The organism is Pseudomonas lutea (assembly GCF_000759445.1).
GTDB classification, from domain to species: domain Bacteria; phylum Pseudomonadota; class Gammaproteobacteria; order Pseudomonadales; family Pseudomonadaceae; genus Aquipseudomonas; species Aquipseudomonas lutea.
The window spans coordinates 2,287,307-2,299,616 of the sequence record NZ_JRMB01000001.1 but is presented as its reverse complement, the minus strand read 5'-3'; the positions used below and the strand labels follow the sequence as shown (position 1 = coordinate 2,299,616).

Below are 12,310 nucleotides of genomic sequence, written 5' to 3'. Positions count from 1 at the left end.
CCTGTGTTTCAAACGCGGGGCAGGCAATCCATGACTGACCACACCTTCACCGATCCCGAACGCGCCGCCGTTTACCGCGCCATCGCCGAGCGTCGAGACATGCGTCACTTCGCAGGCGGCGTGGTTGCGCCCCAATTGTTGAATCGTCTGCTGGAAGCAGCTCACCACGCCCCGAGCGTCGGGCTGATGCAGCCGTGGCGCTTCATCCGCATCACCGATTCGGCGCTGCGTGCGCAGATACAAGCCCAGGTGGAAGAAGAGCGCATCCGCACTGCCGAAGCACTGGGCGAGCGTTCCGACGACTTCATGAAGCTCAAAGTCGAGGGCATCACCGACTGCGCCGAAGTGCTGGTGGCAGCGCTGATGGATGACCGTGAAAAGCATATCTTCGGCCGCCGGACCTTGCCGGAAATGGACATGGCCTCGTTGTCGTGCGCCATTCAAAACCTATGGCTGGCGGCGCGCGCCGAGGGCCTGGGGATGGGCTGGGTGTCGTTGTTCGAGCCACAGGCACTGGCCGAGTTGCTCAAGATGCCAACCGGTTCGAAACCCCTGGCCATTCTGTGTCTGGGCCCGGTCAAGGAATTTTACCCGGCACCGATGCTGGTGCTGGAGGGCTGGGCGCAGCCGCGCGCGGTGCAAGAGCTGGTCTACCAGAACACATGGGGAGTGACTGAATGAGTGTGGCGTTGTTGAGCGTCGCCGGGGTGGCGCTGGACGCGCTGCTAGGTGAGCCCAAACGGAACCACCCGTTGGTAGCGTTCGGTCGTTTTGCCGAGCGCATCGAACAACGCCTGAACGCGGCCGGCAGGGGCTGGCGCAGCCATGGCGTGACGGCGTGGTTCATCGCTGTGATCCCGCTGACACTGATTGCAACGCTGCTCAGTTGGCTGCCGTTCATTGGCTGGCTGGTGGAAGTGCTGGCGCTGTATTGCGCGCTGGGTTTGCGCAGTCTGGGTGAGCACGTCGAACCGGTGGCCCAGGCGCTGCGCAGCGACAATCTGGACGAAGCCCGTCGACGGGTGGGCTATCTGGTCAGCCGGCAGACTGCGGAGCTGGACAGCACCGAAGTGGCCCGTGCGGCGACCGAGTCGGTGCTGGAAAACGGCAGCGACGCCGTGTTCGCGGCGATCTTCTGGTTTGTTGTGCTCGGCGCACCGGGCGTCGTGCTTTACCGCCTGAGCAATACGCTCGACGCGATGTGGGGCTATCGTAACGAACGCTTTGAACGCTTCGGCTGGGCGGCGGCGAAAATCGACGACCTGCTCAACTATATTCCGGCCCGCCTGGTAGCGCTGACCTACGCGCTGCTGGGCAACACACGACTTGCGCTGCGTTGCTGGCGCACCCAGGCACCGAAGTGGGACAGCCCCAACGCCGGGCCGGTAATGGCTGCCGGGGCTGGCGCTTTGGGCGTCGAACTCGGTGGCCCGGCGATTTACCACGGCGAGCTGCATGATCGCGCGACCTTGGGCGACGGCGTGCCGGCGGACGCCGACTCGATTGATCGCGGTTGGCAACTGGTGCAGCGCGGCGTGTGGCTGTGGTTGCTGATCTTGTGTCTGGGGACAGAATTTTATGCTTGAACACGGCGGCCGATTGCGTGGAGCAGTCCTGAAGTACGGCATTGATGAAGCGGACTGGCTTGACCTGTCCAGCGGCATATCACCCTGGTCCTGGCCCGTTCCGGCCATCCCGGAAGCTGCGTGGGCGCGCCTGCCGGAAACCGAAGACGGCCTGGAAGCCGCTGCTCGCCGATACTACGGCGCCATGGACGTGTTGCCGGTGGCCGGTTCTCAAGCCGCCATTCAGACCCTGCCGCGCTTGCGTCAGACCGGCAAGGTCGGCGTGCTGTCTCCCTGTTATGCCGAGCATGCCGAAGCCTGGCGCAGCAACGGGTTTCTGGTGCGAGAAGTGCTTGAGCATGAGGTGGAGCGTTTCATTGACCTGATCGACGTGCTCGTCGTGGTCAACCCGAACAACCCTACCGGGCTAAGCCTGCCGCCCGAACGCCTGCTGGAATGGCACGCACGTCTGGCCCAGCGTGGCGGCTGGCTGGTGGTCGACGAAGCGTTCATGGACAACACGCCAGAACTGAGCCTGGCCGCCTACACCCAGCGCTCGGGGCTCATCGTGCTGCGTTCGTTCGGCAAGTTTTTTGGACTGGCCGGCGTGCGCCTGGGCTTTGTGCTGGCCGAATCGCGTTTTCTGAAAGTCATGGCACGGCAGATCGGTCCCTGGTCAGTCAGCGGCCCGACCCGCATCCTCGGACAGGCATGCCTGAATGACGTCGCAGGCCACCAGCGCCAGCGCTTGCGCACCGAGCAGGCGGGTCAGCGGCTGGTCGAGGTGCTGGATCGCCACGGCTTCGCCCCCATGGGCGGCTGCGCGCTTTTTCAATGGCTGATCACGCCGCTGGCCGAGGATGTGTACGAGTTCTGCGCACAACGCGGCGTCCTTCTACGCCTCTTTACCCACAACAGCAGCCTGCGTTTCGGACTGCCTCGCGACGAGGCTGACTGGCAGCGTCTGGAGCAGGTGCTGAGCGAATTCTCCCGGGATCGAGCATGAACGTCGGCAAGACCCTGATGGTGCAGGGCACCACCTCCGACGCGGGTAAAAGTACGCTGGTGACGGCCATCTGCCGCTGGCTGACCCGCCAGGGTGTACGCACCGTGCCGTTCAAGCCACAGAACATGGCGCTCAACAGCGCCGTGACAGCGGATGGCGGCGAGATCGGCCGAGCGCAGGCAGTGCAAGCGCAGGCGTGCGGGCTCGCGCCGCATACCGACATGAATCCGGTGCTGCTCAAGCCCAACAGTGACACCGGCGCACAGGTGATCATTCACGGGCGCGCTGTCACGACCATGAACGCTGTGGCGTATCACGATTACAAAGCGATCGCCATGCAGGCGGTGCTCGCCTCCCATCGGCGGCTCAGTGAAAACTGGCCCGTGGTCATGGTGGAAGGCGCCGGGTCGCCGGCAGAAATCAACCTGCGCGCAGGCGACATCGCCAATATGGGCTTCGCCGAAGCGGTGGATTGCCCGGTATTGCTGGTGGCCGATATCAATCGCGGCGGGGTCTTCGCGCATCTCGTCGGCACACTGGAGTTGCTGTCGCCCAGCGAACAGGCGCGCGTCAAAGGCTTCATCATCAATCGGTTTCGCGGCGACATCGCGTTGTTGCAGCCCGGCCTGGATTGGCTTGAACAGCGCACCGGCAAGCCCGTGGTCGGCGTGCTTCCCTACGTGATGGACTTGCACCTGGAAGCTGAAGACGGACTTGACCAGCGCCAGACCGATAAAGCCGAGCAGGTGATCAATGTCGTGGTCCCGGTGTTGCCGCGCATCAGCAATCACACCGACTTTGACCCGCTGCGGCTGCATCCGCAGGTCAATCTGCAGTTTGTCGGGCCGGGGCAAGCCATTCCGCCGGCCGATCTGATTATCCTGCCCGGCTCGAAAAGCGTGCGCAGTGATCTGGCCTACCTGCGCGCCAACGGCTGGGACACCGCCATTCAACGTCACCTGCGCTATGGCGGCAAAGTGCTGGGTATTTGCGGTGGCCTGCAAATGCTCGGTGAGGAGTTGCACGACCCGCTGGGGCTCGAGGGTGCTGCCGGGTCCAGTCCGGGTCTGGGACTGTTGGCCTTGAGCACGGTGCTCGAAGAAGAGAAACAACTGCGCAACGTGAGCGGTCGACTGACCCTAGAGGGCGCAGAGGTGACGGGGTACGAAATTCACGCGGGCGTGACAACGGGTCCTGCGCTGGAGCAGCCTCTGGTGGCGTTGGCGGAGGGACGCAGCGATGGCGCGCGCAGTCTCGATGGCCAAGTACTGGGCACCTACTTGCACGGGCTGTTCGAGAACCCGGCGTCGAGCAGCGCCTTGCTTCGCTGGGCCGGGCTGCAAAACGTGCAGCCGGTCGATTATCACGCGTTGCGCGAGCGCGACATCGAGCGCTTGGCCGATCTGGTGGAAGCCCACCTGGACGGCCAATTACTGCGTGAACTCTGCGGCCTGGAGCAACCCTGATGCTGCAATTGATTCTGGGCGGTGCACGCTCCGGCAAAAGCCGATTGGCCGAAAAACTGGCCAGCGACAGTGGGCTGGACGTGATCTATATCGCCACCAGCCAGCCGCTGGATGGCGAAATGAATCAGCGCGTCGCGTTGCATCGCCAGCGGCGCCCGGAGCAGTGGGGTCTGATCGAGGAGCCTGTTGAACTGGCGCGCGTTCTCCGGGACAACGCCGGCGCCGGACGCTGCCTGTTGGTGGATTGCCTGACGCTGTGGCTGACCAATCTGCTGATGCTGGACGATCCGCAACGCCTCACCGAGGCGCGCGATGCATTGCTCGACTGCCTCGCGCAACTGCCCGGCGAAATCATTTTTGTCAGCAACGAAACCGGGCTGGGCGTCGTGCCCCTCGGAGAGCTGACCCGTCGTTACATCGATGAGGCCGGCTGGCTGCATCAGGCGCTGGCCGAACGTTGCCATCGCGTGGTGTTCACCGTCGCCGGACTGCCGATGACACTGAAAGGACCTGCACTATGAACAACGTCTGGTGGCTCACACCTGCCCGAGAAGTCGATCAGGCCAGCCGCGAAGATGCGCTGGCCCGACAGCAGCAACTGACCAAGCCCAGCGGTTCGCTGGGGCGTCTGGAACAGGTCGCGGTGCAACTGGCCGGGCTGCAAGGCCGTCCGCGGCCGAAGGTTGACGAGGTCTGGATCGCGATTTTTGCGGGTGACCACGGTGTAGTGGCTGAAGGCGTTTCAGCGTACCCGCAGGCGGTGACCGGTCAAATGCTGCACAACTTCATCATGGGCGGCGCGGCCATCAGCGTGTTGGCCCGGCAACTCTCGGCGCAGCTAGATGTGGTCGACCTGGGTACGGTGGCGCCCCTCAACCTGCCGGGTGTTCGGCACCTCAACCTCGGCCCGGGCACGGCGAACTTTGCTCAGGGCCCGGCGATGAGCGAAGCCCAGCTTAAAGCCGCGCTGGACGGTGGGCGCGATAGCGTTCTACGTGCAAGTGCGGCAGGTGCGCAATTGTTCATCGGCGGGGAAATGGGGATCGGTAACACCACCGTCGCCACGGCGCTGGCCTGTGCGTTGCTCGAATGCCCGGCGGCCTCGCTGGTGGGTCCTGGCACCGGCCTGGATGCGCAGGGCGTTAGCCACAAGGCTCAGGTGATCGACCGCGCATTGCGGCTGCATGCTCAATCCATCGGCGACCCGCTCGGCAGCCTTCGCGCCTTGGGTGGGTTCGAGGTTGCGGCGTTGGTCGGCGCGTACCTCGCGTGCGCTCAGGAGGGCATGGCAGCGCTGGTCGATGGCTTTATCTGCACGGTGGCGGCGCTGGTGGCAGTGCGCATCAATCCGTCCTGTCGGGAGTGGCTGTTTTTCGCTCATCGTGGCGCCGAGCCGGGCCACCGTCTGGTACTGGAAGCCTTGCAGGCCGAACCCTTGCTTGATTTAGGCTTGCGCCTGGGCGAAGGCAGCGGTGCAGCGCTCGCGGTCCCGCTGTTGCGCCTGGCCTGTGAACTGCACAACGGCATGGCAACATTTGCCGAAGCCGCCGTGGCAGACCGTCCCGCATGAGCCTGCGCCTGGACTTGTTGCGCCATGGCGAGACCGAATTGGGTGGCGGGCTGCGCGGCAGCATCGACGACGCGCTGACCGACGCTGGCTGGCAGCAGATGCGTGCGGCGGTGCTCGACCATGGGCCATGGAATGTGATCGTCAGTTCGCCGCTGCAACGCTGCGCGCGCTTCGCTGAGGAACTGGCTGCGCAGCTGGGCTTGCCGGTCGAGCAGGAAGCGGATTTTCAGGAGCTGCACTTTGGCGACTGGGAAGGACAGAGCCCCGCGCAGTTGATGGAAACTGACGCAGCGGGGCTGGGGCGCTTCTGGGAAGACCCGTACGCCTTTACCCCGCCCAACGGCGAACCGGTGCAGGCATTTGCAAACCGTGTGCTTGCTGCCGTTGAGCGGGTGCAGAACGCACATGATGGCAAGCGCGTGCTGTTGATCAGTCACGGTGGGGTCATGCGTTTGTTGTTGGCCCGCGCCCGTGGCCTGCCGCGCGAGCACCTGCTGCAGGTCAGCGTGCCTCACGGTGGCCTGTTTGGCCTCGACGTGCAGGCCGATGGTCAGTTGATGGAGCGCTGAATGCTGCCTTTCTGGATCGCTTTGCAGTTCCTCAGCAGCTTGCCGATTCGTCTGCCGGGCATGCCGACCCCGCAGCAATCGGGGCGCTCGTTGTTGTTTTATCCCTTGGTAGGGCTGTTGTTCGGCCTGCTGCTGTTGGCGCTCGATCAAGTCCTGGAAGGCTCGCCGTTGTTGTTGCATGCGGCCTTGCTGCTGGGCGCCTGGGTGATGCTTAGCGGTGGGTTGCATCTGGACGGTCTGGCCGACAGCGCTGACGCCTGGCTGGGTGGATTCGGTGACCGCGAGCGCACGCTGGTCATCATGAAAGACCCGCGCAGCGGCCCCATCGCCGTGGTCACGCTGGTGGTGGTCTTGTTATTGAAGCTCAGCGCCGCGCTGGCCCTGGTTGAGGCGCACTGCAGCCTTGGCCTGTTGCTGGCCCCGGTGATTGCCCGCACGGCCATGCTGGCATTGTTTATGAACACACCTTATGTTCGCCCCGGCGGGCTGGGCCAGGCGCTCGCCAACCATCTGCCGCGCAAGGCCGGTTTGCGTGTGCTGGCGACGGTGGTTCTGTTTTGCGTATTCATGGGCGGTTGGGCTGCGGTATGGGTGTTGCTGATCTGCACCGGTAGTTTCTTCTGGCTGCGCCGGGTAATGATCCGGCGCTTGGGAGGCAGTACAGGCGATACCGCCGGGGCCATGCTGGAGCTGCTCGAAACCCTGGTGCTGGTCACATTGGCGCTGATGTGAGATGGGTAGACGCGGCGACGCGTCGCTGACGTACGTTGTGTCAGCCGATAAAGATGGCGCTGACCCATCGCGTTCGCCAGCAAGCCGGCTCCTACGGTCTGCGGCCATAATCGGGTCCTACAGCCTGCGCGCCCAAGGCGTCGACGAAATTGCCGGAGAGTGTCATGCGCCGTGTCCTTGTAGGAGCCGGCTTGCTGGCGAACCGGTTGTGTCAGCCGATAAAGATGGCGCTGACCCAACGCGTTCGCCAGCAAGCCGGCTCCTGCGGTCTGCGGCCATCATCGGCTCCTACGGTCTGCGGCCATAATCGGGTCCTACAGCCTGCACGCCCAAGGCGTCGACGAATCGGCGGCGGGTGCCATGCGACGCATCCCTGTAGGAGCCGGCTTGCTGGCGAACCGGTGGTGTCAGCCGATAGAGATGGCGCTGACCCACCGCGTTCGCCAGCAAGCCGGCTCCTACGGTCTGCGGCCATAATCGGGTCCTACAGCCTGCGCTCACAAGGCGTCGACGAAATTGGCGGAGAGTGCCATGCGACGCATCCCTGTAGGAGCCGGCTTGCTGGCGAACCGGTGGTGTCAGCCGATAGAGATGGCGCTGATCCACCGCGTTCGCCAGCAAGCCGGCTTCTACGGTCTGCAGCCATAATCGGGTCCTACAGCCTGCGCGCCCAAGGCGTCGACGAAATTGGCGGCGGGTGCCATGCGACGCATCCCTGTAGAAGCCGGCTCGCTGGCGAACCGGTGGTGTCAGCCGATACAGATGGCGCTGACCCACCGCGTTCGCCAGCAAGCCGGCTCTACGGTCTGCGGCCATAATCGGCTTCTACGGTCTGCGGCCATAATCGGGTCCTACAGCCTGCGCGCCCAACGCGTAGACGAAATTGGCGGAGAATGCCATGCGCCGTGTCCCTGTAGGAGCCGGCTCGCTGGCGAACCGGTTGTGTCAGCCGATAAAGGTGGCGCTGACCCACCGCGTTCGCCAGCAAGCCGGCTCCTAAAGACAGAATCAGGTTCCACAGCGTGCGTTACCATGGCAGCGGTCAGCATCGGTGCCGGAGCGGGGCCGGAGGTCGCACCAGGCTTCGTTCATAGATTCAATCCATCGTGTTCCGGGAAAGCCGGAGAGGTGTCATGCATAGCGTTGCTCTGGTCGTCTACCCCCAATTCCAATCCCTCAGCCTGTCAGTCGGGTCGGTGCTGACCTGCGCGAACCTCATGCAAGGCGAGGCGGCGTACTCCTTCCACCTGGTGTCCGAGAGCGGCGGGGCGGTCATGTCATCCGAGGGCTTTGCGGTGAACACTACGCCGTTACAGCCCGACGGCTACGACACCACCATCGTCAGTGGCTACCTGGACCTGCAATTGCCAACGCTCAGCCTGCTTGAGTTCGTCCGCGCTGCGTCCGCTCAATCGCGCCGGGTAGCGTCGCTGTGCACGGGCGGCTTCGTACTGGCCGAGGCCGGGCTGCTGGACGGCAAACGCGCAACCATGCACTGGCTCCACGCGCCCGAGTTTCGCAAGCGCTACCCGAACGTTCGCGTGGAAGACGACAAACTGTTTACCGTGGACGGCCAGATCTGGACCGGCGCCGGCATGAGCGCAGGTCTGGACCTCGCACTGGCTATGGTGGAGAACGACCTTGGCGCCGACATTGCACGCCAGGTTGCGCGCAAACTGGTGGTCTATCAGCGGCGTGGCAGTGAGCAATCGCAGTTGTCGACGCTGCTGGAGCTGGACCCCAAGTCTGATCGCGTGCGACTGGCCCTGGCCTACGCCCGCGAAAACCTCACGAGCGACCTTTCCATTGACGCCCTCGCGGCGATTGCCCGGTTGAGCCCGCGCCAGTTCAGTCGCGTGTTTCGTGAGGAAACCGGGCAGACGCCGGCCAAAGCCGTCGAGTGCCTGCGGGTGGAGGTGGCGCGCGCCATGATGGAAACCAGTCGCCACCCCATCGAGGTGGTCGCCCGTGAGGCCGGCTTCGGTGATCGGGAGCGAATGCGTCAGGCGTTTCTTCGCACCTTTGGCGAGCCGCCGCAGGCCATGCAGCGAGCGTTCACTGGCTAAACAGCGAAGGGTCGCTCGCGGCTGTGTTGCCGCCCTTCAGGCATCACTAGGCATTCGCGGCGCGGCAGAGTAGCGTGTCATCAGCGCCCTTTGCCTTGCCCGACCTAGAACGGATACCGCCATGCCCCTTCGCTGGATTCATGCGCCTCTGCTATTGCTTGCCCTCAGCGGCGCAGCCATGGCGGCAGATTGCCCACCGCTGCTTCAGGGCGAATTGCCCAAGCTGCGCGCCAAACAGAACATCGATTTGTGCAAGACGTTCGCAGGCAAGCCGATGGTGGTGGTCAACACCGCCAGTTTCTGTGGCTTCGCGCCGCAGTTCAAAGGCCTGGAGGCATTGAACCAGCGCTTCAAGGGCGAGGGGCTGGAGATCCTCGGTGTGCCGTCCGATGACTTCTTGCAGGAATCCAAAGACGCCGCCGAAACCGCCAAAGTCTGCTACGTGAACTACGGCGTGACCTTCGCCATGACCGAGCCGCAGCCCGTGAGCGGCGCCGACGCCATCAACCTGTTCAAGGTCTTGACGCAGCAGAGCAGTGCGCCTCGCTGGAATTTCTACAAATATGTGGTGGACCGCAAAGGCAATGTGGTCGCCAGCTTCTCCAGCAACACCGCGCCCGATGACCCCGCGCTGATCTCAGCCATTGAGAAGGCGATCGCGTCTGCGCCTTGAGCCCGTTTTGCCACTGGCTTCGGGTTTAAACCCGCTCCAACGAAAAACCCCGCAGGCATCGCTGGCTGCGGGGTTTTTCTGTATGGCGGACAGGTGATGTGCCTGTCCCGCCAACGGCATCAGAAGCGGTAGGTCATGCCCACGCCAAAACCATTGGCGCTGTTTTCATACTTGGCGTTGTAAGACTGGCCCAAGGCATTGGCGTCGCTGACCTTGACGTCTTCTTCCTGCAGGTAGGAATAAGCCACGTCGATGGTGAGGTCTTCGGTCGGGCTGTAACCGGCGCCCAGGCTGAAGATCGTACGGTCACCCGTTGGGATGCGCGGCGAGCGGTTCTCGTTGTTGGTCGGCGACTGGTCGAATGACAGACCGGTACGCAACACCCACTGCTTGTTCAACTGGTACGAAGTACCCACGGCGTAGGCCCAGGTGTCATGCCAGTTTTGCTCTTCGCTGATGGTGCCGACCAGAGATTGGGTAGCGTCGCGGCGAGAGACCGGGGTGATGCCGGAGTTTTTGACAGTGATGTCTTCCAGGCGGCTCCAGCGTGTCCACGTCGCACCGGCGTACAGCTTCCACGCGTCATTCATTTTCTGAGTGACGGAGAAGTCGACGGTTTCCGGAGTGTCGATGTTCAGCTTCGCGTCATAGCGACCGCCTGGCAGGATGGCCGAAGGCACGCCAGCCCCGGGGGTCACTTCAGTGTGGCCTTCAAGCTTGTAGGTCACTTTGGAATGGTAAGTCAGACCCACGCTGGTGGTGTCGGTGGCTTGCACCAGGATACCGGCATTGAAACCGTAACCTACGTCATCGCCTTTGACCTGGACGCGGCCGTCACCGGTGCGTGCACCCAGCAGCGGGCTCACGTTCAGCGCTGATTCCAGCGCACCGGAGATACGGTTGATGGTCGGACCGAAGCCGATCGACACTTTGTCATTGAAGGCGTAGCTGACCGTCGGCTGGAACGTCACGACTTTCACGATGCTCTTGCTGCCGAAGTTGCGGCCCTGGAAGCTGTTTTCGTAGTCGGTCACCAGACCAAACGGGGCATAGACACCGAAGCCGAATGCCCAGTGTTCATCTACCGGGTTGACGTAGAAGCCCATCGGCACGGCGATGAAAGGCACCATGTCGCCCTTGTTCGTGCCGGTGCTTCTGCCGCTGGTGTCGGTGATATCGGTTTTGGCATCGATTGCAGCGACCCCCACGGTCGCTTGCGCGCGCTTGAGCTGCGACATGCCGGCAGGGTTGCCGTACACGATGCTGGCGTCGTCAACAGAAGAGGTACGGCCCGCAAACCCGGTCCCCATCCCGCTGATGCTTTGTTCGTTGAGGGCAAAACCGGAAGCGAAAATCTGAGTGGAGGCAAGTGTAATGGCGAGACTGAGGCTGGATTTGATCATTGTTTTTTTCATTGTTAGAACTCCTGTTGATCACCGCGCGGAAATTACCAATATTTCTCACTACGCGCTATAGCCTGGAGCAGCCGATTTAGAGCGGTTTTTGTAGGACAATCCTGAAAGTTCGTGGCGTTTTCACCTAAAACCGGCGGGTCACGAAATGGCCGCCGAGGGCTGAAACAGTGGGCTGACCCATGTTTGCCAGGCTGAAGTGAAATACTGGAGCTGGCCTTCGGGTTGAAATATCTCGCGCCACATTTGTGCCATGGCCAACGAATCATCAGCGTGTGGCAACGAAATTTGACTGGCTTCGATCATTAACCAGGCGATCGCGGTGGCGTAACGCAAATTTACCGTCAGCTCCATATCGGGGCCGGTCAGGAAGGCGTGCTGGCTGGCGAGCCCTCGAACGAGGCTGGCGAGGTCCGGATCCAGCGCCAGGTATTCGTCCCAAAGTCGGCGGTGCTGGGCGTCAGCGATGCTGTAGAGGCCATGACCGCGCTGGCTGTCCAGTTCAGCCCCCAACGCGGACTGACATGCGGCAACGCCCAGCAAAAAGGCCTCTGCAGCCTGATTGTATCGATCGAGGTACAGGAGAGTCGGGCGAATTACGTAGGAACACAGTTCACTGGCGGCGATTCCCATAAAACCCTCTGGGGTTGGTGGGTCGGCGGACCCCGACGCTTGGCAGCAATAATGGAGCGGGCCCGCCGGCAGCGACCTGCGCCGCTGACTTGAAGTGTAGTGTGATACTTGCGCCGTAAAGGGCTGTTTTAAGGAGGGTTCGTCGGCGCGAGCAGCGCGCGAACCGGAGGCCGGAGGTAGCTCTGACGCTTTTCTCTAGATAAAACAGGCACAAAAAAGCCCCACCTGTATGAGGTGAGGCCTTGTCGATGCAGCTTTACATGCCGACGGGCGGTATCAGGCAACCAGTGCCTGACGGGTCCGTTCGATCACAGCCTGCAATGGCGCAGGGCTGGAGTATTGATCCGGGTACAGACGCTCGCTGTGGCGGGCGATACCGTGCTCGTTGACGATGGTGAAGCTGAAGCAGCCTTTGCGCGCTGCCATGATCAGGCAGTTCATTGGAGCAAAAGCGTTGGTCAGTGTGCGAATAGCGTTTTGAGTCTGGATATGAGTAGCCATGGTTTCGGTGTTTCCTGAATCGACACGCAATAAGAGGCGTGCAATATAAAAACGTTCCAGTAAACGCGGACCGATGCTCGAATGCGAGTCAGTGGCAGGGCGCAGAACCTGTCTGGA

13 protein-coding genes are annotated in these 12,310 nt (G+C 62.7%); 10 read left to right on the top strand and 3 right to left on the bottom strand.

Going from position 1 to position 12,310, the window contains the following annotated elements:
• The first annotated feature begins 30 nt into the window (after nt 1-30).
• The 10 genes from bluB (at nt 31) to LT42_RS09830 (ending at nt 9,647) form a co-directional block, all read left to right on the top strand.
• Nucleotides 31-681, top strand: coding sequence for a 5,6-dimethylbenzimidazole synthase (gene bluB, locus LT42_RS09875; RefSeq protein WP_037011972.1), 651 nt, complete (start codon nt 31-33; stop codon nt 679-681).
• The gene (cbiB, locus tag LT42_RS09870) at nt 678-1,586 is read left to right on the top strand and encodes an adenosylcobinamide-phosphate synthase CbiB (protein WP_037011971.1); all 909 of its coding nucleotides are present in this window, start codon (nt 678-680) and stop codon (nt 1,584-1,586) included. Before bluB ends, cbiB begins: the two co-directional genes overlap by 4 nt.
• Complete coding sequence (gene cobD, locus LT42_RS09865; RefSeq protein ID WP_037011970.1) at nt 1,579-2,571, top strand: threonine-phosphate decarboxylase CobD; 993 nt, start codon at nt 1,579-1,581, stop codon at nt 2,569-2,571. Before cbiB ends, cobD begins: the two co-directional genes overlap by 8 nt.
• On the top strand, nt 2,568-4,037 hold the full coding sequence (locus LT42_RS09860) for a cobyric acid synthase (protein WP_037011967.1): 1,470 nt from the start codon (nt 2,568-2,570) through the stop codon (nt 4,035-4,037). The genes cobD and LT42_RS09860 overlap by 4 nt, the downstream gene beginning before the upstream one ends.
• Nucleotides 4,037-4,558, top strand: a complete 522-nt coding sequence (gene cobU, locus LT42_RS09855) for a bifunctional adenosylcobinamide kinase/adenosylcobinamide-phosphate guanylyltransferase (RefSeq protein ID WP_037011965.1) — start codon at nt 4,037-4,039, stop codon at nt 4,556-4,558. The genes LT42_RS09860 and cobU overlap by 1 nt, the downstream gene beginning before the upstream one ends.
• Nucleotides 4,555-5,607 carry a nicotinate-nucleotide--dimethylbenzimidazole phosphoribosyltransferase gene (gene cobT, locus LT42_RS09850; protein ID WP_037011963.1) on the top strand — a complete coding sequence of 351 codons (1,053 nt, stop codon included), beginning with the start codon at nt 4,555-4,557 and terminating at the stop codon, nt 5,605-5,607. Before cobU ends, cobT begins: the two co-directional genes overlap by 4 nt.
• Nucleotides 5,604-6,176 (top strand): alpha-ribazole phosphatase family protein, encoded by a 573-nt coding sequence (cobC, locus tag LT42_RS09845; protein ID WP_037011961.1) that lies wholly within the window; start codon nt 5,604-5,606, stop codon nt 6,174-6,176. The genes cobT and cobC overlap by 4 nt, the downstream gene beginning before the upstream one ends.
• On the top strand, nt 6,177-6,908 hold the full coding sequence (locus LT42_RS09840; protein WP_037011959.1) for an adenosylcobinamide-GDP ribazoletransferase: 732 nt from the start codon (nt 6,177-6,179) through the stop codon (nt 6,906-6,908).
• A 1,133-nt stretch (nt 6,909-8,041) separates the two neighbouring features.
• On the top strand, nt 8,042-8,974 hold the full coding sequence (locus tag LT42_RS09835; RefSeq protein ID WP_037011957.1) for a GlxA family transcriptional regulator: 933 nt from the start codon (nt 8,042-8,044) through the stop codon (nt 8,972-8,974).
• A gap of 121 nt (nt 8,975-9,095) precedes the next feature.
• On the top strand, nt 9,096-9,647 hold the full coding sequence (locus LT42_RS09830; protein ID WP_037011955.1) for a glutathione peroxidase: 552 nt from the start codon (nt 9,096-9,098) through the stop codon (nt 9,645-9,647).
• 119 nt (nt 9,648-9,766) lie between these two features.
• Here the strand turns inward: LT42_RS09830 and LT42_RS09825 are convergent, their stop codons facing one another.
• The 3 genes from LT42_RS09825 to LT42_RS09815 all read right to left on the bottom strand — a co-directional run bounded on the left by LT42_RS09825 (nt 9,767) and on the right by LT42_RS09815 (nt 12,193).
• A complete protein-coding gene (locus LT42_RS09825) occupies nt 9,767-11,062 on the bottom strand; it encodes an OmpP1/FadL family transporter (protein WP_037011953.1) in 1,296 nt (431 codons plus the stop codon).
• 138 nt (nt 11,063-11,200) lie between these two features.
• Nucleotides 11,201-11,692, bottom strand: coding sequence for a hypothetical protein (locus tag LT42_RS09820; protein ID WP_037011951.1), 492 nt, complete (start codon nt 11,690-11,692; stop codon nt 11,201-11,203).
• A 276-nt stretch (nt 11,693-11,968) separates the two neighbouring features.
• Nucleotides 11,969-12,193, bottom strand: a complete 225-nt coding sequence (locus LT42_RS09815) for a hypothetical protein (protein ID WP_037011949.1) — start codon at nt 12,191-12,193, stop codon at nt 11,969-11,971.
• Between the last annotated feature and the right edge of the window lie 117 nt (nt 12,194-12,310).

Coding starts and splice junctions, on each gene's coding strand:
- LT42_RS09825 (WP_037011953.1), bottom strand. CDS start 11,062: ATGAAAAAAACAATGATCAAATCCAGCCTCAGTCTCGCCATTACACTT.
- bluB (WP_037011972.1), top strand. CDS start 31: ATGACTGACCACACCTTCACCGATCCCGAACGCGCCGCCGTTTACCGC.
- cbiB (WP_037011971.1), top strand. CDS start 678: ATGAGTGTGGCGTTGTTGAGCGTCGCCGGGGTGGCGCTGGACGCGCTG.
- LT42_RS09835 (WP_037011957.1), top strand. CDS start 8,042: ATGCATAGCGTTGCTCTGGTCGTCTACCCCCAATTCCAATCCCTCAGC.
- LT42_RS09820 (WP_037011951.1), bottom strand. CDS start 11,692: ATGGGAATCGCCGCCAGTGAACTGTGTTCCTACGTAATTCGCCCGACT.
- cobC (WP_037011961.1), top strand. CDS start 5,604: ATGAGCCTGCGCCTGGACTTGTTGCGCCATGGCGAGACCGAATTGGGT.
- LT42_RS09860 (WP_037011967.1), top strand. CDS start 2,568: ATGAACGTCGGCAAGACCCTGATGGTGCAGGGCACCACCTCCGACGCG.
- cobT (WP_037011963.1), top strand. CDS start 4,555: ATGAACAACGTCTGGTGGCTCACACCTGCCCGAGAAGTCGATCAGGCC.
- LT42_RS09830 (WP_037011955.1), top strand. CDS start 9,096: ATGCCCCTTCGCTGGATTCATGCGCCTCTGCTATTGCTTGCCCTCAGC.
- LT42_RS09840 (WP_037011959.1), top strand. CDS start 6,177: ATGCTGCCTTTCTGGATCGCTTTGCAGTTCCTCAGCAGCTTGCCGATT.
- cobU (WP_037011965.1), top strand. CDS start 4,037: ATGCTGCAATTGATTCTGGGCGGTGCACGCTCCGGCAAAAGCCGATTG.
- cobD (WP_037011970.1), top strand. CDS start 1,579: ATGCTTGAACACGGCGGCCGATTGCGTGGAGCAGTCCTGAAGTACGGC.
- LT42_RS09815 (WP_037011949.1), bottom strand. CDS start 12,193: ATGGCTACTCATATCCAGACTCAAAACGCTATTCGCACACTGACCAAC.